Annotated in this window: 20 protein-coding genes and 1 other RNA gene; 2 read left to right on the top strand and 19 right to left on the bottom strand. The window is 65.9% G+C overall.

Annotated elements, in window-relative coordinates; genetic code table 11:
* Positions 1-3: 3 nt before the first annotated feature.
* From mraY to rsmI, 9 genes are all read right to left on the bottom strand, one after another.
* Positions 4-1,089, bottom strand: coding sequence for a phospho-N-acetylmuramoyl-pentapeptide-transferase (gene mraY / locus BUB09_RS14320; RefSeq protein ID WP_072898613.1), 1,086 nt, complete (start codon positions 1,087-1,089; stop codon positions 4-6).
* Positions 1,089-2,507 carry a UDP-N-acetylmuramoyl-tripeptide--D-alanyl-D-alanine ligase gene (locus tag BUB09_RS14315; protein WP_175550213.1) on the bottom strand — a complete coding sequence of 473 codons (1,419 nt, stop codon included), beginning with the start codon at positions 2,505-2,507 and terminating at the stop codon, positions 1,089-1,091. The genes mraY and BUB09_RS14315 overlap by 1 nt, the downstream gene beginning before the upstream one ends.
* Positions 2,504-3,985 (bottom strand): UDP-N-acetylmuramoyl-L-alanyl-D-glutamate--2,6-diaminopimelate ligase, encoded by a 1,482-nt coding sequence (locus BUB09_RS14310; protein WP_072898612.1) that lies wholly within the window; start codon positions 3,983-3,985, stop codon positions 2,504-2,506. The genes BUB09_RS14315 and BUB09_RS14310 overlap by 4 nt, the downstream gene beginning before the upstream one ends.
* Before the next feature lie 17 nt (positions 3,986-4,002).
* Complete coding sequence (locus BUB09_RS14305; protein ID WP_084083462.1) at positions 4,003-5,853, bottom strand: peptidoglycan D,D-transpeptidase FtsI family protein; 1,851 nt, start codon at positions 5,851-5,853, stop codon at positions 4,003-4,005.
* Entirely contained in the window at positions 5,853-6,194 is a 342-nt protein-coding gene (gene ftsL / locus BUB09_RS14300; protein WP_084083461.1) for a cell division protein FtsL, read from the bottom strand. Before ftsL ends, BUB09_RS14305 begins: the two co-directional genes overlap by 1 nt.
* A complete protein-coding gene (gene rsmH / locus BUB09_RS14295; protein ID WP_175550212.1) occupies positions 6,191-7,156 on the bottom strand; it encodes a 16S rRNA (cytosine(1402)-N(4))-methyltransferase RsmH in 966 nt (321 codons plus the stop codon). The genes ftsL and rsmH overlap by 4 nt, the downstream gene beginning before the upstream one ends.
* 18 nt (positions 7,157-7,174) lie before the next feature.
* Positions 7,175-7,615, bottom strand: a complete 441-nt coding sequence (locus tag BUB09_RS14290; RefSeq protein WP_072898611.1) for a division/cell wall cluster transcriptional repressor MraZ — start codon at positions 7,613-7,615, stop codon at positions 7,175-7,177.
* Between the two features lie 325 nt (positions 7,616-7,940).
* Positions 7,941-8,332, bottom strand: an RNA gene (rnpB, locus tag BUB09_RS14285) — RNase P RNA component class A.
* A gap of 4 nt (positions 8,333-8,336) precedes the next feature.
* Positions 8,337-9,245, bottom strand: coding sequence for a 16S rRNA (cytidine(1402)-2'-O)-methyltransferase (gene rsmI / locus BUB09_RS14280; protein WP_084083486.1), 909 nt, complete (start codon positions 9,243-9,245; stop codon positions 8,337-8,339).
* A gap of 63 nt (positions 9,246-9,308) precedes the next feature.
* Between rsmI and BUB09_RS14275 the strand changes: the two genes are divergently transcribed.
* On the top strand, positions 9,309-11,153 hold the full coding sequence (locus BUB09_RS14275; RefSeq protein ID WP_084083459.1) for a penicillin-binding protein activator: 1,845 nt from the start codon (positions 9,309-9,311) through the stop codon (positions 11,151-11,153).
* Between the two features lie 2 nt (positions 11,154-11,155).
* Entirely contained in the window at positions 11,156-11,500 is a 345-nt protein-coding gene (locus BUB09_RS14270; protein WP_072898607.1) for a YraN family protein, read from the top strand.
* Between the two features lie 12 nt (positions 11,501-11,512).
* Here the strand turns inward: BUB09_RS14270 and BUB09_RS14265 are convergent, their stop codons facing one another.
* The 10 genes from BUB09_RS14265 to BUB09_RS14220 all read right to left on the bottom strand — a co-directional run bounded on the left by BUB09_RS14265 (position 11,513) and on the right by BUB09_RS14220 (position 19,484).
* On the bottom strand, positions 11,513-11,938 hold the full coding sequence (locus tag BUB09_RS14265; RefSeq protein WP_072898605.1) for a ClpXP protease specificity-enhancing factor: 426 nt from the start codon (positions 11,936-11,938) through the stop codon (positions 11,513-11,515).
* A 47-nt stretch (positions 11,939-11,985) separates the two neighbouring features.
* Positions 11,986-12,567: a glutathione S-transferase N-terminal domain-containing protein gene (locus tag BUB09_RS14260; protein ID WP_072898603.1), complete on the bottom strand. Its 582-nt coding sequence runs from the start codon at positions 12,565-12,567 to the stop codon at positions 11,986-11,988.
* 187 nt (positions 12,568-12,754) lie between these two features.
* On the bottom strand, positions 12,755-13,498 hold the full coding sequence (locus BUB09_RS14255; RefSeq protein WP_072898601.1) for a cytochrome c1: 744 nt from the start codon (positions 13,496-13,498) through the stop codon (positions 12,755-12,757).
* The gene (locus tag BUB09_RS14250; RefSeq protein WP_072898599.1) at positions 13,495-14,748 is read right to left on the bottom strand and encodes a cytochrome b; all 1,254 of its coding nucleotides are present in this window, start codon (positions 14,746-14,748) and stop codon (positions 13,495-13,497) included. Before BUB09_RS14250 ends, BUB09_RS14255 begins: the two co-directional genes overlap by 4 nt.
* A 13-nt stretch (positions 14,749-14,761) precedes the next feature.
* Positions 14,762-15,403: a ubiquinol-cytochrome c reductase iron-sulfur subunit gene (gene petA / locus BUB09_RS14245; protein WP_072898597.1), complete on the bottom strand. Its 642-nt coding sequence runs from the start codon at positions 15,401-15,403 to the stop codon at positions 14,762-14,764.
* Between the two features lie 159 nt (positions 15,404-15,562).
* Positions 15,563-17,308 carry a phosphoenolpyruvate--protein phosphotransferase gene (gene ptsP, locus BUB09_RS14240; protein WP_072898595.1) on the bottom strand — a complete coding sequence of 582 codons (1,746 nt, stop codon included), beginning with the start codon at positions 17,306-17,308 and terminating at the stop codon, positions 15,563-15,565.
* Between the two features lie 47 nt (positions 17,309-17,355).
* On the bottom strand, positions 17,356-17,622 hold the full coding sequence (locus tag BUB09_RS14235) for an HPr family phosphocarrier protein (RefSeq protein WP_139250300.1): 267 nt from the start codon (positions 17,620-17,622) through the stop codon (positions 17,356-17,358).
* 10 nt (positions 17,623-17,632) lie between these two features.
* Complete coding sequence (locus BUB09_RS14230) at positions 17,633-18,046, bottom strand: PTS sugar transporter subunit IIA (protein WP_072898593.1); 414 nt, start codon at positions 18,044-18,046, stop codon at positions 17,633-17,635.
* Positions 18,043-18,906, bottom strand: a complete 864-nt coding sequence (gene rapZ, locus BUB09_RS14225) for an RNase adapter RapZ (RefSeq protein WP_072898591.1) — start codon at positions 18,904-18,906, stop codon at positions 18,043-18,045. The genes BUB09_RS14230 and rapZ overlap by 4 nt, the downstream gene beginning before the upstream one ends.
* A complete protein-coding gene (locus tag BUB09_RS14220; protein WP_072898589.1) occupies positions 18,903-19,484 on the bottom strand; it encodes a hypothetical protein in 582 nt (193 codons plus the stop codon). The genes rapZ and BUB09_RS14220 overlap by 4 nt, the downstream gene beginning before the upstream one ends.
* Positions 19,485-19,501: the final 17 nt, after the last annotated feature.

Here is a 19,501-nt window from a genome sequence, read left to right as displayed (position 1 = left end):
GGATCAGCGGATCTTCAACGTGGACAGGCCGATCAACACCAGAATCAGCGTGATGATCCAGAAGCGGACGATAATCTTGGGCTCGGGCCAGCCCTTGAGTTCGTAGTGGTGATGCAGCGGCGCCATGCGGAAGATCCGCTTGCCGCCCGAATACTTGAAGTAGCCGACCTGCAGCATCACCGACAGCGTCTCAGCGACGAACACACCGCCCATGATGACCAGCACCAGTTCCTGCCGGACCAACAAGGCTACCACGCCCAGGGCCGCGCCCAGCGCCAGCGCGCCGACGTCGCCCATGAACACCTGCGCCGGATATGCGTTGAACCACAGAAAGCCCAAACCTGCACCGCCGATCGCCGTGCAGAACACCGCCAACTCGCCAACGCCGGCCACGTACGGGATGCCAAGGTAGTTGGCGAACTTCACGTTGCCGGTCGAGTACGCGAACACCGCCAGCGCCGAGGCCACCAGCACGCAGGGCATGATCGCCAAGCCGTCGAGACCATCGGTCAGGTTGACCGCGTTGCTGGTGCCGACGATCACCAGATAACCCCAGATCACGAAGAAGCCGCCCAGCGGAATCGTCACGTCTTTCAGCAGCGGAAAGATCAGCGTGGTTTCAGCCGGCGTCTTGGCCAGCAGGAAAATCGACAGCGATGTGCCGAAGCCGGCCAGCGACAGCCAGAAGTACTTCTGACGCGCGGTCAGCCCCAGATTGCGGCGATGCTTGATCTTGATGTAGTCGTCGGCGAAGCCGACTGCACCAAAGGCCATCGTCACCAGTAACGCGAACCAGACGAAGCGATTGGTCAGATCGGCCCACAGCAGCGTCGCGATCGCGATCGCAGCCAGAATCAACACACCGCCCATCGTCGGCGTGCCGGTCTTGGCCTGATGCGACTTGGGCCCGAGTTCGCGGATCACCTGCCCGAACTTGAAGTCGTGCAGCTTGCGGATCATCAGCGGCCCGAACACGAACGAGAAGATCAGTGCGGTCAGCACGCCCAAGATGGCGCGCACCGTCAGGTAGCCGAACACGTTGAAGCCGCTGACATGCGGCTTCAGATACTCGGCCAAGTGATAAAGCATTAGTGCATCTCCGATTGATTCGGTGCGTCGTCGCCGGTCAGCGCCTTGACGACGACATCCATGCGCGCCGAGCGCGATCCCTTGACCAACAACGTCACGCTGTCGGCCCCCTGTTGTTGAAGATCGGCGTCGAGTGCGGCGATCAACGATGAGTGATCGGCAAACACCGCCGCGCCGCTGCCAAAACCGCTGGCATAGCGCGACGCGAAGGCGCCTTGCGCATAAAGCCGATCGATGCCGAGCGCGCGCGCCGTGCGGCCTGCGGATTCGTGGATCGCAGCGGCGTCGGCGCCGAGTTCGCCCATGTCGCCGAGCACGGCCCACCGCCGGTTGCGGCGCGCCGCCAGCAGTTCCAGCCCGGCCTGCAACGAAGTCGGATTGGCGTTGTAGCTGTCGTCGATGATCTGCACGCCGTGGCGGCCGAGCTTGAGGCCGACGCGGCCTTCGGCAGGCTGCACGCGGGCCAGTCCGGCGGCGATGGTGTCGGCGTCCATGTCCAGCGCAACGGCGCAGCCGGCAGCGGCCAGCGCGTTGGCGATGTTGTGACGCCCTGGCAGCGGCAGCAGCACGTCGGCGCGGCCGCTGGGCGTGACCAGCGTGAATCGCGAACCATCGCGACCATCGGCCATCGTCATCATCTGCGGCGCGAGCGCCCGCACATCGGCATGGTCGGCAAAGCCGAAAGTCAGTTGACGCGCAGAGCCGGACAGCGAGTGCCACAAACCTGCGTAGGCGTCGTCGGCATTGATAACCGCCGTGCCGCGACGGCCCAGTGACTGGAACAGCTCACCCTTGCTCTTGGCCACGCCTTCGCGCGAGCCGAAACCTTCAAGATGGGCGTCGCCGGCCTGCGTGATGACGCCGATATCCGGCTGTGCGATCGACGACAGCAGCGCGATCTCATGCGGATGGTTGGCGCCCATCTCGATCACCGCGGTGCGGTGTTCGCTGCGCAAACGCGCCAGCGTCAGCGGCACCCCGATGTGGTTGTTCAGATTGCCAAAGGTCCACAGTACGGGGCCACGCGCGGCAAACAGCGCCGCCAGCAGTTGCTTGGTCGTGGTCTTGCCGTTGCTGCCGGTGACGCCGACCACCGGCTGACGGAAGTCGCTGCGCCAGCTGCGCGCGTAGTCCTGCAGCGCACGCAAGGTATCCGGCACTTGCAACTGCGGCAGCGCGACGTCAACCCGCCGCGACACGATGGCACCCGCAGCGCCCAGCTCCAGCGCACGCGCCAGAAACTCATGGCCGTCGAAGCGCGGGCCGACCAGGGCGACGAACAGATCGCCACGCTGCAACTGGCGGGTGTCGGTGATCACGCGTGCGAAGCCGGCGTCGGCACCGACGAGCTGCGCGTCGATGCGCCTGGCTGCTTGCGACAGCGTTTCCATGATGATGTCGGTGTTCAATCCGCTCATGTCAGCCCCTCGAGCCGGCGGGCGACGACAACGCGGTCCGAGAACGCGCGGCGTTCGCTGCCGACGATCTGATAATCCTCATGCCCCTTGCCGGCGACGACGACGACGTCACCGGGTTGTGCCGCGTCGATCGCGGCATGGATCGCGGCTTGCCGGTCATGGATCACGCGGAATGTGGCGCCGGCGGGAATCCCCTGCACGATCTGCGCGACGATGGCTTCCGGTGCCTCGGTGCGCGGGTTGTCGTCGGTGACGATCAGCGCATCGGCATGGGCCGCAGCGGCAGCGCCCATCAAGGGGCGCTTGCCCCGATCACGGTCACCACCGCAGCCGAACACGCACCACAGCCGGCCGCGCGTGTGCGCACGAACCGCGGTCAGAATCTGCTCCAGCGCTTGCGGCGTGTGCGCGTAGTCGACGACGACCAGCGCATCGGCTGCAGGCCCGCGGAACCCTTCGATACGGCCCGGCACCGTGTGCGCCGCCTCCAGCGCCGCGACGACCGCGTCGAGCGGGATGTCGGCGCACAGCAGCGCGGCGGCTGCCGCTATCAAGTTGTAAGCGTTGAAGCGACCGAGCAACCGCGCATCGAGTTGCGCTTGACCCTGATGCGTATCGAGCAGCAGCGACAAGCCGGCGCCATGCAGTTGCAGCTGGCGGCCAATGACCCAGCGCGGCGTGTTGGCGGGCTCACCATCAAGACCGTATACAACGACGCGATCGCGCGCCGGGCTGGCACTGAGTTCGGCGATCCATTGCAGACCGTAGACGTCGTCACGATTCAGAATCAGCACGCGCGCGTCGTCGGCTTCGAACAGCCGCCGCTTGGCTGCCGCATAACGCTCCTGCGTGCCGTGATAGTCGAGATGGTCGCGTTGCAGATTGGTCAGCGCGACCGCGTCGAACGCAACGCCGGCAACGCGATGCTGATCGAGTGCATGCGAGGACACTTCCATCGATATCGCCACGCAGCGATCGTGGTCGACGCTGCGCGCCAGATACGCCTGCAGCGATACCGGATCAGGGGTTGTGTGGCTGGCGTCGGCCAGCGCCTGGATGCGGCCGTAGCCGATCGTGCCCAAGTACGCGCAAGGACGCTGCAAGTGCTCGAAAGCCTGCGCCACCAAGTGCGCGGTCGACGTCTTGCCATCGGTGCCGGTGACGCCGAACACGAAAGCGCGCTGAGACGGCTCGCCGTAGAAGCGCGATGCGATCACGCCGATTTTCTGCGACAGCAGCGGCACCGCGAACTCAGGTACCGCGCAGGTCGGCGCCGCAATGCCGGGCGCCGGCTCCCAGGCAATGGCAGCGGCACCGCGCTCGATCGCTTGTTCGACATGGCTCAGGCCGTGCGCGGCCGAGCCCTGCGCCGCCAGGAACAGGTCGCCGACCGCCACTCGACGAGAATCGAGCGCAAGACCGGTGACGGATGCGGCCGGCGCGGCTGCGCCCAAGCCTGCGAGTAGCTCGGTCAACAAGACAGGATGCCGCACGCTCACGGCGCACCTCCGACACGGGCCAGCACCTTGCCGTTGCCGCTGCCGCCGTCACCGCTGGCCACAGTCTGCGGCGGCAAGGGCTCGTTGTCGGGCAGTGACGGCGTCGGTGACAGCGGCATCGACGGCAGCTGGGCGCCGGGGTCGTCCGGTGCGATTTGCAGCAAGCGCAGCGCGCCCTGCAGCACGGTCGAAAACACCGGTGCTGCCACGACGCCGCCGTAATAACCTTCGACCGCATGCGGCTCGTCGATCAACACCAGGCCCACCAAGCGCGGATGCTCGGCCGGCACCATGCCGATGAACAGTGACTGGTACTTGTCGGCAGCGTAGCCGCCGCTATCGGCGACCTTGTGTGCAGTGCCCGTCTTGCCGGCGATGCGGTAGCCCGGAATCGCAGCGCGAATCGCCGTGCCCTCGCGCGACACCACGCCCTGCATCAGCCGCCGCACTTCACGCGCGGTCGCCGCACTGATCGCACGCTGCGGCGGCGTCACCGGCGCATCGGCGATCAAATGCAACTGCGGCATCAGACCGTCGTTGGCCAAGCCGGCGTAGGCGCGCACCAGATTCAGCGCTGTCAGCGAAAGGCCGTAACCATAAGACGCGGTCGCGGTCGCAATCTGGCCCCATTGATTCCAGTTGCGCAGCAGCGGGCTTGCTTCACCCGGGAAGCCGCTGTGTACCGGCTCGCCGAAACCAAACTTCTGGTAGCCGCTCCACACCGCTTCGGCGCCGATCTGCAAGCCGATCTTGGCTGCACCGACGTTGGACGATTTGGTCAGGATCATGCCCAGATCCATGTCGCCATGCGGATGCACGTCGCGCACGGTCAGCGCACCGACTTTCCACCAGCCGGGGCCGGTGTCGTAATGCGAGCTGGCATTGACCGCGCCCATCTCCAGCGCTTGCGCGATCAGCAGCGGCTTGACCGTCGAGCCTGGCTCGAAAGTGTCGATGATCGCGCGGTTGCGTACTGCGCCGGGTTTGCGCTCTTCGGGATTGTTCGGGTTGAAGCCCGGCTGGCTGGCCATCGCCAGGATTTCGCCACTCTGCGCATCGGCGACGACGACCAGCCCACCCTTGGCCTTGAACTTGCCGACGGCGTTCTTCAGCTCGCGATAGGCCAGATACTGCAGGCGCAAGTCGATCGTCAGGCTCAGATCCTGGCCGGGCTGCGCAGGCTTGGCATCTTCGGTGTCTTCGACGACGCGGCCGCGCGCATCGCGGATCACGCGACGCGCGCCCGCCTTGCCGGTCAACAACACGTCGCGCGCGGCTTCCATGCCCTCCTGACCGCGCCCGTCCAGATTGGTGAAACCGACCAACTGGCCCGCGACTTCACCAGCCGGGTAATAGCGGCGGTACTCGCGCTGTGCGAACACGCCCGGCGCCTTGATCGCCAGCACGCGCTTGGCGTCGTCCGGGTTCATCTGGCGCTGCAGGTAGACGAACTGTTTGCTGCTGCGCTCTTTGAGGAAGCGTGTCAGGTCGGCCGCCCGCAAGCCGAGCACCTGCGCGATCGCGGGCACGTAGTCGGGCGCCGCCAGTAGTTCGTTGGGCACGGTCCAGACTGAGTCCACCGGCGCCGACAGTGCCAGCGGCTCGCCGCGGCGATCGCGGATCGCGCCGCGATGGCCTTCGAGCGTCACCGTGCGCACATGGCGCTTGCTGCCCTCGCGCGCCAGGAAGTCGTTTTCGACGATCTGCAGATGAAATGCGCGGCCGAATACCGCGGTTGCGCCGACGCCGAGTAGGCCGAGCACGACCCAGCGGCGCCACGCCGGCACCGGCTGCACTTTCGGCGGCGCAGCGAGACGATGGGCATGAGCGCGCGGCAACGCGGCCATCAACGCGGCTCCAGCGGCGGCTGAACCGACTTCTGCGGTTGCTCGACGACGATGTAGTCGCGCGGCTCGGACATGCCCAGCTGACTGCGCGCCAACGTCTCGATCCGCGCGTGATGCGCCAGCGCGGCTTCTTCCAGCTGCAGCTGCGACCATTCCATCTGCAAGCGGTCGCGCTCGGTGCGCAAGCGCTCGATCTCGGTGTTGAGCAGCCGGTTCTGATGTTTGACGTAGACCACGCCCAGCGCCATTAGCATCGTCAGCACCGCCATGAATAGCGGCAACGTCAGGCTCTGGCTCGACATCGGCGACGGCATCGTCGGCTTGGCTACGGGCGCGCTCATGCGACGCGCTCGGCAACACGCAACACGGCGCTGCGCGCACGCGGGTTTTCGGCGCATTCGGCGTCGGACGGAAACGCGCGCGACACGCGGCGCAGCTCAGGCCGCGCCGGCTGGCCCGGCTCGGCACCGCGTGCATCGCGGATGAAGCGCTTGACGATGCGATCTTCCAACGAATGGAAGCTGATCACGGCGAGCCGGCCACCGGGCGCGAGCACGTCGGCCGCCGTGGCCAGCACTTGCGGCAACACGTCGAGCTCGCGGTTGATGAAGATGCGGATCGCCTGAAAGCTGCGCGTCGCCGGGTGAATCTTCTGGCGCGGGCCCGGCATCGCGCGGGCGATGATCTCGGCCAGCTGCGTGGTGCGCGTGATCGGCGTCTCGTCGCGCGCGGCGACGATGCGGCGCGCGATGCGGCGGCTGGCGCGCTCTTCGCCGTACTGGTACAGCACGTCGGCGATCTCGTCGTCTTTGGCGCGGTTGATCCACGCCGACGCCGGCTCGCCGGCCGACGGATTCATCCGCATATCGAGCGGGCCGTCACGCATGAACGAGAAGCCGCGCTCGGCATCGTCGAACTGCGGCGACGACACGCCCAGATCGAGCAGGATGCCGTTGATGCGGCCGGCGATGCCCTGCTCGACCGCCAGCGCCGCCAGCTCGCCGAAATTGCGGTGGTGGATGCGGAAGTTCGGGCAGTCGCCGAACCGCTGCTGCGCGACCGCGCAAGCCTGTGGATCCTGGTCGAATGCATGCAGCACGCCGGTGCCGCCGAGCGCGTCGAGGATTGCCGCGCTGTGTCCGCCGCGGCCGAACGTGCCGTCAACGTAGATCGCGTCGGAATCGGGTCGCACCGCCAGGCCGGCCAGGGATTCATCGAGCATCACCGGGCGGTGCGAGTCGATCACGGCGTCGTCAGTGCGTAACGAATCGGCGGCGCCGCTGGGCAGCGCGGCATGGGGCATCGGAGGGCGCAAGGACGATCACCGCTTGATCAGCTTGAGCGCCTGCTTCAGGCGCTCAGGCTCGGCACGGCGCGACTGATAGCGCGCCTCATCCCAGATATCGAAGCGACTGATCTGCCCTTCGACGACGACCCGGCCGTTGGCCAGGCCCGCTTCTTCGCGCAGCCATTGCGGCAGCACGATACGGCCCTGCGCATCGAGTTCGACAGCGACCGAACGGCCGAAGATTTCCTGCTTGAGCAACTCGGCCTGTTCGCTGTCCTCGATCGCCTGCACCTGCGCGGCGAGCTTGGCGAATTCCGGGGCCGGGAACACTTCGAGATGCGGCTTGTCGTCGTGCGAAAACGGCGTCAGGTACAGCGGGCCGCCTTCACTTTTGGCCAACGTATGCCGAAACGACGCCGGGACCGCGATGCGGCCCTTGTCGTCCAGAGAAACGGCATACCAGCCTGAGAACACCGCGCGCTCGCTTTGAGCCCCAGCGGGCTCATCTTGTGACTCGGGACGACCAGCAGGAACCCAATATCCGTTCGTTGCCCCACTTCGCCCCACTCCGCACCACTATATGCCACCACCCAGGGCCGCGCAACCGAAACCATAGCCGAAACAATGGCTTGCGCTTCAGCTGATGTTCAGCAAGATATTGACGAAGAAACAGCCACTTACGGCGCAGACTTAAAGTCCGGCCTGATTGTCGGGGTGGCAGTGGAGCACGGTGGCGGCGCCGCAGCGGGGCGCTCGACCAAGCGGCAGCGCTGCCGGTATCGGCAGCGCTGCCTGAATTAAAACGAGTCGGCCTGTAAGCCGGGTTCTGTCTGGGGCCTTGCGACCCCGCAACAACCATTCCTCTAGGCCCTGGATCACTCCAGGGCTCCAGCAGCCTACCCGGTGAGCGCGCGGACCACGCGTTGCAGCGATGACTCGCTGCGTCCCACCCTATTTGGCCTTGCTCCGAACGGGGTTTACCGTGCCGGTCCATTGCTGGACTCGCGGTGCGCTCTTACCGCACCGTTTCACCCTTACCTGATCCCTGCTTGCGCGGGGCCATCGGCGGTTTGCTTTCTGTTGCACTGGCCGTAGGCTCGCGCCTCCCAGGCGTTACCTGGCGTTCTGTCCTGCGGAGCCCGGACTTTCCTCCCCCACGGCAAGCATGGCGGCGGTTGTTCGGCCGACTCACCGCCTATTCTACGCCCTCGCTGCCACCAAGCTGCATCGCCAGTGCGTACAGCTCGCTCTTGCGGCCGCCGCTGAGCTCGGCGGCGACCTTGGCCGCCTTGCTCGGCGACAGTTCTCGCAGCAACACGCGCAGCAGTCGCTCGTGTTCGGCGCGGCCGGCATCGGCCGGTGGCGCACCTTCGATCACCAGCACGAACTCGCCACGCACGCGGTTGGCATCGGCCAACAGCCAGGCTGAGAGTTCGGCGGCCGGCAATGTGATGCTCTGCTCGAAGCGCTTGGTCAGCTCGCGCGCCAGGCAGACACGGCGCGCCGGGCCGAGCACGGCGACCAGATCGTCGAGGCAATCGGCGATGCGGTGGCTGGATTCATAGACGATGACCGTGTCGGGCGAGGCGCCCAACTCGCGCAGCCGCTCGCGCCTTGCGCTGCTCTTGGACGGCAGAAAGCCGGCAAATCGGAACGCATCGGTGGCGATGCCGGCGATCGACAGCGCCGTAACAGCCGCGCAGGGGCCCGGGATCGCGATCACCGGCACCCCCGCTTCGCGAGCGGCGCGCACCAGCACGAAGCCCGGATCGGAGATCAGCGGCGTGCCGGCGTCGGACACTAAGGCCAGGCTGCGGCCGGCGCGCAACTGCTCGACGAGTCCGCCGACGATGCCGCTCTCGTTGTGTTCGTGCAGCGCCGTCAGCGGCTTGGCGACGCCAAAATGCGCGAGCAACTGGCCGCTGGTGCGCGTGTCCTCGGCGCAGATGCGGTCGACGCTGCGCAGCACCGCCAAGGCTCGCGGCGCCAGATCACCCAGATTCCCGATCGGGGTGGCGACCACGTACAGGTGCCCGGCCTGGGCGCCTTGCACGTCGGCGAGCAGGTTGGTGGCAGGAGCAGCGGCGTCGAGCGGATCGCTCATCGTGGACTCGTTGGCGGGCGGCAGCGACACGAAGCAGGAAGGTCGCCATGCGATACTTTACCGATGCAGCCGCGCGTCCACTCCGCCCCGTACTCGCCCCGCCTGATGGCGGCCGTGTTTTGCCTGATGTTGCTGGGTCCGATCGCGCATGCGGCCGACCCGGTCCGCAATGGCGAGCAGCAGCTGGCGGCGGCCGAGGCCGCGATGAATGTCGGCGAGGATCGCAAGGCTGAGTCCTTACTCAGCGCGGTGCCGCCGTCATCGCTGTCGCTGCCGCAAATGGCCCGGGCACAGTTGCTACGCGCCGAGATCAGCCTCAAGCGGGGCATGCCGATGGCGGCGCTGCGGGCGCTGCCGTCCGGGTCCGACCATGTGCCGCTGTACGGCGAGCGGATCGAAGCCTTGCGCGCCGAGGCCCTGTTCCAACTCGGCGATGCCGTCGCCGCAACCCGCTCACTGGTGCAGCGCGAGCGCTTTCTGCAGGGCGATGCCGAAGCGATCGCCGACAATCGCGAGCGAATCTGGCAAGGCCTGATCCGCGCGCCGCTGACGCGCGACGACGCGGCCAAGATTGCAGTCCAGGATGCGATCAGCCGCGGCTGGCTGGATCTCGCCTTGCAACGTCAACTCGGGGCTGCGGCACGCTACGACACGTGGACACGACAGTACCCGCACCACCCAGCGACACCACGCGTCGCCGCACTGAGCCGGGTCCAGAGCGCGGCATCGGTCGCCAGTCCAGTCGCGGGAATCACGCCGGCGATGACGGCTACGACGATGACGACGACGCTGTCGTCGCCCCCAGCGATCAGCAGTCCGCGCGGTAGCGGCGGCGGCGTGGCGCTGCTGGTGCCGCTGACCGGCCCGCTGGCCGGGACGGGTGAAGCCGTGCTGGCCGGCGCGATGGCAGCGGCGGGCACGGGAAGCGTCGATCTGCGCCACTACGACGCCGGCGCGACGCCGGATCAAGCGCTGGTTGCCTATCAGCAGGCCTTGGCGGACAACCCAGCTGTGATCATCGGGCCGTTGCAACGCGAGGCCGTGGCGGCGATCGCCCGCCTGGGTACGCCGACGGTCCCCGTCGTGGCACTGAACGCGTTGGACGACGACGCGGTCGCACCGGCGAACTTCCTGCAATTCGGTCTGGCCCCGGAGGACGAGGCGCGCGCCGCTGCCGAACAAGCCGTCGCCCGCAATCTGCGCCGCGCAATCGCGCTGGTGCCGAGCAGCGACTGGGGACGTCGCGTATTCGCCGCGTTCGCGACCCGCTTGCGCGACCTCGGCGGCGCCGTAACCGCCTCCGACACATTCCAGTCCGGCACCGTCGATCCATCCAAGCTGATCAAGCGCCTGCTCGGGCTCGAAGCCAGCGAAGCTCGGCACAAGGCACTGACCACGGTGCTCGGCCGCGACACCGAGTTCGACGGCCGCCGCCGCGGCGATGTCGATTTCATCTTTCTGGCCGCCAAGCCGAGCGACAGCCGCGTGATCCTGCCGCAACTGCGCTTCTTCCGCGCCGGCAACCTGCCGATCTATTCCACGTCGCTGATCTACGAAGGGCACGGGATCGATTGGGGTTCGATGCAGGTCTGCGACATGCCGTGGATGCTCGACACCAACGGCCCTTGGGTGGCCGCGCGCACGGCCGCCGTGCAACAGCAGACCGACGCGATGCGCAGCTACCCGCGACTGGTCGCGCTCGGTGCCGACGGCTGGCGCTTGGCCAACCAGATCCGCGAGCAGCGCGGCCTGGGCGCAGCACGCATCGACGGTGCAACGGGCGCACTGACGGTCGGCGGCAGCGGCCGCGTCAGTCGCAGCCTGAGCTGTGCCGCACCCCATTCGGCGCTCAAGCAAGCGCTGGACGCGATACCCGCGACCACCGCGGCCTTGCCAGCCTCGGACTAACCGTGAAAGGCGCCGACGCCGAAGACCGGGCGCTGCACTACCTCCAGCGCCAAGGATTGACGTTGGTTCGGCGAAACTTCCGCGCACGCGGCGGTGAAATCGACCTGGTCATGCGCGAGCGTGATCTGCTGGTATTGGTCGAAGTGCGTAAGCGCAGCAGCGCCCGCTACGGCGACGCTGCGGAATCGGTGGACGCGCGCAAGCGTGGCCGCATCGTGCTGGCCGCGCGCTGGCTGCTGATGCAGCAACCGGCTCTGGCGCGACTGGCGACCCGCTTCGACGTGATCGCGATCGACGGTGACGACCGGATCAACTGGATTCGCGCGGCGTTCGACGCCGGCGACTGAGTCAGCGCACGGCTATTTGACGACGCGCAGGTTCGGTCGACCGCTGGGGCGCGGCGGCGTCTTGGGCGCATCGTCATCGCCGCTGCCGTCGGACTTGGGCTTGTCGCCTTCGGGCGGCGGCTCCACCTCGCCAAACACAATGCCTTCGCCGTTTTCGCGCGCAAACACTGCAAGCACGGCACCGCTAGGCACCTGTACATCGAACGAACGACCGGAAAACCGAGCCGAAAACCAGATCGGGTCACCGCTGAGGTCCAGTGCCTGGACTGCCATGCCACTGATGTTCAACGTGATCCGGCCTTCCTGGACGTACTCGCGCGGCACCACGACACCCTCGTAGTCGGCCGCCACCAGCAAATGAGGCGTGTAGCCGTTATCGGTCGCCCAGTCGTAGATGGCGCGGATCAGATAAGGGCGGCGTGAACGGGAAGACGACATGGAAGCGCAGCAGCCTAGCGAAAGCGGACCCGCAGTTTAGACCTTCGTCACCGCGGCGGCACGACGCGCTGGAACGGTGCACGCATAAACACGCGCTGAGCGTAGCGCCGTACCGGGTCTGCCGAGGGCGGCAACTCGAGCTTGAGCTCGGCTGCACGCCAGAACAGCGCGGTCCAGGCACTGTCCACCAGCGAATGATCCAGGCCGAGAAACCAGCCGCGGTTTGGGAACAACGGCGCGCTGCTGACGATCAGGTCGATCAGCCGCTTGCGCGCCGCTTTGGCAGCCGCGGGCGTCGCGGTTTCGACCAGACGTAGCGTCGGGAAGAAGTCCAGCTCGAGTCGATCCAGTGCCATCCGCAGCCGGGCTCGCTGCGCCGGCTCGGCCGGCATCATCGGCGGGTGCGGGTAGCGCTCGTCGAGGTATTCGGCGATCACGCGCGCCGGATAGATCACCAGATCGCGATCGGCGAGTGTCGGCAGCGTTTGCGTGGGGTTGAGCAGCAGCAAATCTTCGCTGATGCGTCCGGGCCGCTGGATCTCGAAGCGGGCGCCTTCGACGTCCTTCTCGGCCAGCACCAGCCGCACCCACAGGCAGGTGACCGCCTCGGCACTGCAGTACAGCGTCATGCCAGCATTCGGGGCGGGCTTATGCGGCTGTACGTATTTGCTCTTGGCGCGTAGGGACATAGCGCCTGACTGTACGGCGTTGCGTGGACAAAAGTCGACCAGCGTCGTTCAAGACCGCGTTCGGCAGCAGAAAAACGCAAAAAAAACGCCGCCCGAAGGCGGCGTTGGTTCAGCGGTATGACCGGCGTCAGTGGACGTCGCGCCAGAATTCCTTCTTCAGGAAGTAGCACAGCACCAGCAACAGCAGCAGGTACATGATTGCCTTGGGGCCGATGCCCATGCGCAGGCTCTTGCCCGGCTCGGCGGCGTAGCTCATGAAGTTGACGATGTCGCCGACGAACTTCTCGTACTCGTCGGGGCTCAGCGTGCCGGCCTGGATCAGCTTCAGCGGCGCACCATGGTGCTCGCCTTCGCCACCGTGAGCCGCCGCATCGCCATGCGCCTCTTCCTTGACCTGCCAGCCCTGCAGCTCCCACAACACATGCGGCATCGATGCGCCAGGCAGCACGATGTTGTTCACGCCCAACGGACGCGTCGTGTCGATGTAGAACGTGCGCAGATAGCTGTAGACCCAGTCCGCACCGCGGGCACGGGTTTCCAGCGTCAGATCCGGCGGCGTCTGGCCGAACCAAGCCTTCGACGGCTCGGCCGGCATCGCCGAGTTCACCGTGTCGCCCAGCTTGGACGACGTGAACATCAGGCTGCTCTTGAGCAGGTCTTCCGGGATGCCCAGGTCGTTGCCGATGCGGTTGTAGCGCAGGTACTTCATCGAATGGCAGCCGGAGCAGTACGCCATGAAGTTACGCGCACCACGCTGCAGCGAGGCCGGGTTCGACGTATCGGCCTGGTAGCTGTACGGGAGGGCTTCGGACGACGCCAGCGCGGCGCCCGACATCATCAGTCCCGCAATCGCGAGCAATACACGCTTCATTCCGTCACCCTTTCCGGAACCGGCTTGGCTGTTTCGAAGTTATGAATAAACAGCAGGCTCACGAAGAACCCGAAGTAATAGACCGAGCCGATACGCGACAGCAGCGTGTACAGCTCGCTCGGCGGCTGCATGCCGAGGTAGTTCAGCATCACGAAGTCGATCGCGAACAGCAGCGTCAGGGCCTTGGTCAGGTTGCCCTTGTAGCGGATCGACTTGACCGGGTTGCGGTCGAGCCACGGCAGCGTGAACAGGATCAGCACCGCACCGAACATCACGATGACGCCCGGCAGCGCCGACGAGAACATCGACGGCGTGGCGCGCAACATCGCGTAGAACGCGCCGAAGTACCAGGCCGGCGTGATGTGCGGCGGCGTCACCAGCGGGTTGGCTTCCTGGAAGTTCGGCTTTTCGAGCAGATAGCCACCGCCGTCGGGCGCAAAGCAGATGACGCCGACGAAGATGATCAGGAACACCGATACGCCGACCAGATCCTTGACCGTGTAGTACGGGTGGAAGCCGATGCCGTCGAGCGGGATGTGGGTTTCCGGATCCTTGAACTTCTTGATGTCGACGCCGTCGGGGTTGTTCGAGCCGACTTCGTGCAGCGCGATCAGATGCGCGACGACCAGGCCGACCAGCACGAACGGCAGCGCGACCACGTGCAGCGAGAACAGGCGGTTGAGCGTCGCGTCGGCCGGGATGTAGTCACCCTGAACCCAAGTGACGATGTCCGGACCGATGAACGGAATCGTGCCGAACAGCGAAATGATCACCTGCGCGCCCCAGTACGACATCTGGCCCCAGGGCAGCACGTAGCCGCAGAACGCTTCGGCCATCAGCACCAGGAAGATCAGGCAACCGAACACCCAGATCAACTCGCGGGGCTTTTTGTATGAGCCGTAGATCAGGCCGCGATACATGTGCAGGTAGACGACGATGAAGAACGCCGAGGCGCCCGTCGAATGCATGTAGCGAATGATGTTGCCCCAGGGCACGTCACGCATGATGTATTCGACGCTGCCGAAGGCTTCGGCGGCGCTGGGCTTGTAGTGCATCGCCAGCAGAATGCCGGAGATCAGCTGGTTGACCAGCACCAGCAGTGCCAGCGAGCCGAAGTAGTACCAGAAGTTGAAGTTCTTCGGCGCGTAGTACTGCGACAGGTGGTCGCGGTACAGCTTGGTCAGCGGGAACCGGTCGTCGATCCAGCCGAGCACACCGGTGGTCTTGTAGGGATTGGGTACGATGGCCATGTGTGGATGCCTGTTAAGCCGCGACCTGGTCTTCGCCGATGACGATATTCGTGTCACCGTCGAAGCGGTACGGCGGAACCAGAAGATTGATCGGTGCCGGAACGCCCTTGTAGACGCGGCCCGCGAGGTCGAACTTGGAACCGTGGCAGGGGCAGTAGAAGCCACCCTGCCAGTTCGGCGCGATTTCCGGAGCCGGGTAATCGGGACGGAACGTCGGCGAGCAGCCCAGGTGGGTGCAGGACCCGACCATGACCATGATGCCCGGCTTGATCGACCGCGTTTCGTTCTTCGCGTACTCGGGCTGCTGCTGAACCGACGACTCGGGGTCGGCGACCTCGGCCTTGACCTTGGTCAGGCTCTCGATCATCGCGGGCGTCCGCTTGATGATCCAGACCGGTTTACCACGCCAGGCCAGCGTCAGCATCTGGCCATCTTCAAGGCCGGCGATGTCGGCTTTGACCGGAGCGCCGAGCGCTTTGGCGCGTTCGCTGGGTTTGAGCGACGCCAAGAAGGGCCAGACAACGAAGCCGGCGCCAACGGCACCGACGCCGGAGGTGGCGAGCGTCAGGAAACGACGACGGCCTTGGTCAACCTCGGAACCCGGGCTCGCGCCCTCGGGGCCAATGCCTTTCGGGCCAGCAGCAGCATTTTGCATAGATCTGGATTCGGTAGATGTTCGTGGCGGCGGGCGCAGAGCCGGGTTCGGCTCATGCAGCTAGCGGGCTACACCCGAAGCCCTGCGATTATAAGGTGCTGAACCGTCCGCCGTCACAAGGTTTGTGTATGGCCCGGCCCGTTGGGTGGTGCGGCGCGGTCAGCTCGCGGGTCGCAGCAGCTCTTCGAGCGGGTCGGCGCCGGTCTCGCCGCTCATGATCCGCTCCAGCAAGCCGCCAACGCGGCCGCGCAACTCGCCGACCGACGATTCGCGGACCACGCTTTTGACCTCGAGCACGCTGCTAGGATGCATCGAGAATTCGGTCAGCCCCAACCCCAACAGCAAGCGCGTATAGCGGGGGTCGCCGGCCATTTCGCCGCACATCGCCACACTGATACCCGCAGCCTCACCCGCCTGTATGGTCATGCGGATCAGCTGCAGTACCGCTGGATGCAGCGGGTCGTACAGATAATTGACCTCGTCGTCGACGCGGTCGATGGCCAGCGTGTACTGGATCAAGTCGTTGGTGCCGATGGAGAAAAAGCGCGCATGGCGGGCGATCATCGGCGCCGCGATCGCGGCGGCGGGGACTTCGATCATCGCGCCGATCGGCACCTTGCCGGCCATCGGCACGCCCTGAGCACGCAACTCGTCGCGCGAGGTGTTGATGATCGCCGCTGCCTGGCGGAACTCGGCGAGGTTGCTGATCATCGGCAGCATGATCTGCATCTGCCCGTGCGCCGAGGCGCGCAGCAGCGCGCGCACCTGCGTACGGAACATCTCGGGCTCTTTCAGGCACAGCCGGATCGCACGCAATCCCAGCGCCGGGTTGTTCGGCGTCGGGCCGTGGCTGCGACCGGAGTCGACCTGCTTGTCGGCGCCCAGATCGAGCGTGCGGATCGTGATCGGCCCGTTCACGGCCGATACCACTCGCGCGTAGGCGTCGTACTGCTCTTCCTCGCTCGGCTGATCCTTGCGATTCATGAACAGGAATTCGGTGCGGTACAAACCGACGCCCTCGGCGCCGTTGGCGGCTGCGACGGCTGCGTCTTCGGGCAGTTCGATGTTGGCCAGCAAGTGAATCAACTCGCCATCGCGTGATTCGGCTGGCTCGTCACGCAGCAGCGTCAGCTTCTTGCGCGCCTGGGCCTGGCTGCGCTGCTTGCGCCGGTAGAACGCCAAGGCCAGCGACTCGGGATCGGCCAATGCATGGCCCAGCTCGCCGTCGATGATCGCCTGCTCGCCTTCGCGCATCAGACGCCGGGCGTTGTGCACGCCGACGACGGCCGGGATACCCAAGCTGCGCGCCAGGATCGCCGTGTGGCTCAAGGGGCCGCCGTACTCGGTGACGAAGGCCACCACCGACTGCTGCGACAGCAGGATGATGTCGGCCGGCGTGATGTCATCGGACACGATCACGGTCGGCTCGGAGATGCTGTCCGACTTCATCGCCAGCGCGCGGTCGGTCTTCATCAGCACGCGCAGAATTCGCGTGCAAACATGCTCGACGTCGTCACGGCGGGTGCGCAGATACGGATCTTCCATCTGCTCGAACACCTCGACCAGCGCGTCGCGCGCGCGGCGCAACGCGGCCTCGGCATTGCAGCGCTGGCTGCGGATGTGGCTGACCGTGGCCTCGGTGATCGAGCGGTCGTCCATCATCAGCAGATGGGTGTCGATGAAGGCCGCAATGTCGCCGGGCGTACCGACCGGGATCTTGCTGCGCACTTCGCGCAACTGCTCCTTGGCGCGGCGCTGAGCGCCATAGAAGCGCACCACCTCGCCGTCGATATCCGACGGCGGCAAGCTGTACTCGGGAATCTCCAGATCGCCGCCGTGCAACTTTTGCACGCGGCCGATCGCGATCCCGCGCGACACGCCGATACCGGTCAGCCACAGGCTCATGTGCGGCTACCGTCGGTTTGGCGAATCGCAACCATCATCATCCGCCCTCAGGCCTCCTCGCCGAAGCGATCCGCGACCAGCGCGGAGAGTTCGTCGAGTGCGGCTTGGGCATCGTCGCCTTCCGCGATCAGGGTGATCTGGCTGCCTTGGGCGGCCGCCAGCATCATCACGCCCATGATGCTCTTGCCGCTGACTTCACGCTGATCTTTGCGCACGCGAATGTCGGCGCTGAACTTCGACGCCAGCGTCACCAGCTTGGCGGCGGCACGCGCATGCAAGCCGAGACGATTAACGATGCTGACGGTACATTCCACGACGATCTCCTTAAATAGAGGCCCGAGGGCATAGCGTGACGCCCTTCTGGCCACCTTCGACCGCGGCGCGCGCCATCACATCCAGGCTCAACGTCGGGTAGTTAAAAACACGGACCAGCATCGGCAGGTTGACGCCGGCCACGACCAGCGTCGGCGTTCCGATCGCCAACTTGTTGGCAATGTTCGCCGGCGTCGAGCCGTAGGCGTCGGTCAGCATCAGCACGCCGGCACCGGCGTCGAGCCGCTCGATCATGCGGGCGCCCTGCCGCAGCAGCACTTCGGTTGCCTGGACGCGGCGCACTTCGAGCACGTCGCAGGCCATCGGCAGCGGGCCGAGCATGTCGCTCATGGTCTCCAGCAACAGATGACCGAGTTTGCCGTGGGTAACCAGCAGCACACCGACGGCAGGACCTGCCGCGCTCAAGATTGCAGCTCCCGATGTTTGTGCATGATCTGATCGGTGTGGCGGGCGAAGTGCTCCGCGAGACGCTCGACGATGTAGACGCTGCGATGCTGGCCGCCGGTACAACCGATGGCGATCGTCAGATAGGCGCGATCCTGGGCGCGGAATGCCGGCAACCACTTTTCGAGGAAGTCGGCGATATCGGTCACCATCGCCGTCACCGGCGTGTGGCTCTTGAGCCAGGTTTCGACTTTGGCGTCGCGCCCGGTCAGCTCACGCAGTGTCGGGTCCCAGTGCGGATTGGGTAGGCAGCGGACGTCGAAGATGTAGTCGACGCCACTGGGCACACCGTTCTTGAAGCCAAAGCTGAGGAACAGCACCGACAGCTTGCCGGCCGCCTGCTCCGACAGTCGCTGGTACACCGCCTCGCGGGCGTCATGGAGATTCATGTGCGAGGTGTCCAGCGGCTCCTCGGCGAAGTTGGCGATCGGCTGCAGCAGCTTGCGCTCGAGTTGCACCGCTTCAAGCAGCGACAGCTTGGCGCTCGACAGCGGGTGCTTGCGCCGCGTTTCGCTATAGCGGCGCATGATCACATCGTCGTCGGCGGTCAGGAACAGCACGCGGACATCGACGCCTTTCTCGCGCAGCTTGGCCAGATAGCTGGGAAAACGGCGAATCTGCGCAGCGGTTTCGCGCGCATCGATGCCCACGGCCATGCGCTCGTAGCGCTTATCGGCCTTTTCACCGAGCGCACGCCGCAGCAGTGGCTCGATCAGCGCCAGCGGGATGTTGTCGATGCAATACCAGCCAAGGTCTTCGAACTGCTTGAGTGCAACGGTCTTGCCGGCGCCGGATAGTCCGCTGACGATGACCAACTTCATGAACGGCGCTCCTCCGACGGTAAAGATGCAGGGTTGATGGCGCGCAACTGGATCGCCACGAAGTCGGCGGCCGCGTCATATCCGGCGCGCTTCAAACGCTGGTCACGACTGGCCGCTTCCGCCAGCGCCGCCAAGTTGTGGCCGAGCCGGATTGGCAGCGCGATCTCCGCGATATCGGCATCAAGGACCCGGCGCAGCGTGCGTTGACCATAGACCCGATCGGGCGCTTCGGCGACATCGCCCGGCGATTGCAGCCGCAACATCAGGTCCAGCGGGCAACTGGCGAGCAACGCGGCAGCGCCGAACATCCGGCCGACATTCAAGATGCCCAGACCGCGCACTTCGAGAAAGCCGCTCAGCAGGGGCGGGCAACGACCCTGAATCCTTCCATCGCTGCCGCGATAGAACTCGGCAGCATCGTCGGCAACCAGACGATGCCCCCGGGCGAGCAACTCCAGCGCCAGTTCGCTCTTGCCCACACCACTGCCGCCGGTTATCAGTACACCCACATCGAATATCTGGATAAAAACGCCATGCAACGTCAGCGACGGGGCGGCGCCTGGTGCGTCGACGCCCATTGCGTCGCGCGCCCTGA

Source organism: Hydrocarboniphaga daqingensis (assembly GCF_900129825.1).
In the GTDB taxonomy this organism is placed as follows: domain Bacteria; phylum Pseudomonadota; class Gammaproteobacteria; order Nevskiales; family Nevskiaceae; genus Hydrocarboniphaga; species Hydrocarboniphaga daqingensis.
The sequence above is the reverse complement of the archived record's forward strand: the minus strand, read 5'-3'. Positions and strand labels throughout refer to the sequence as shown.

Coding starts and splice junctions, on each gene's coding strand:
- mraY (WP_072898613.1), bottom strand. CDS start 1,089: ATGCTTTATCACTTGGCCGAGTATCTGAAGCCGCATGTCAGCGGCTTC.
- BUB09_RS14315 (WP_175550213.1), bottom strand. CDS start 2,507: ATGAGCGGATTGAACACCGACATCATCATGGAAACGCTGTCGCAAGCA.
- BUB09_RS14305 (WP_084083462.1), bottom strand. CDS start 5,853: ATGGCCGCGTTGCCGCGCGCTCATGCCCATCGTCTCGCTGCGCCGCCG.
- ftsL (WP_084083461.1), bottom strand. CDS start 6,194: ATGAGCGCGCCCGTAGCCAAGCCGACGATGCCGTCGCCGATGTCGAGC.
- rsmH (WP_175550212.1), bottom strand. CDS start 7,156: ATGCCCCATGCCGCGCTGCCCAGCGGCGCCGCCGATTCGTTACGCACT.
- rsmI (WP_084083486.1), bottom strand. CDS start 9,245: ATGAGCGATCCGCTCGACGCCGCTGCTCCTGCCACCAACCTGCTCGCC.
- BUB09_RS14275 (WP_084083459.1), top strand. CDS start 9,309: ATGCAGCCGCGCGTCCACTCCGCCCCGTACTCGCCCCGCCTGATGGCG.
- BUB09_RS14265 (WP_072898605.1), bottom strand. CDS start 11,938: ATGTCGTCTTCCCGTTCACGCCGCCCTTATCTGATCCGCGCCATCTAC.
- BUB09_RS14260 (WP_072898603.1), bottom strand. CDS start 12,567: ATGACGCTGTACTGCAGTGCCGAGGCGGTCACCTGCCTGTGGGTGCGG.
- BUB09_RS14255 (WP_072898601.1), bottom strand. CDS start 13,498: ATGAAGCGTGTATTGCTCGCGATTGCGGGACTGATGATGTCGGGCGCC.
- BUB09_RS14250 (WP_072898599.1), bottom strand. CDS start 14,748: ATGGCCATCGTACCCAATCCCTACAAGACCACCGGTGTGCTCGGCTGG.
- petA (WP_072898597.1), bottom strand. CDS start 15,403: ATGCAAAATGCTGCTGCTGGCCCGAAAGGCATTGGCCCCGAGGGCGCG.
- ptsP (WP_072898595.1), bottom strand. CDS start 17,308: ATGAGCCTGTGGCTGACCGGTATCGGCGTGTCGCGCGGGATCGCGATC.
- rapZ (WP_072898591.1), bottom strand. CDS start 18,906: ATGAAGTTGGTCATCGTCAGCGGACTATCCGGCGCCGGCAAGACCGTT.
- BUB09_RS14220 (WP_072898589.1), bottom strand. CDS start 19,484: ATGGGCGTCGACGCACCAGGCGCCGCCCCGTCGCTGACGTTGCATGGC.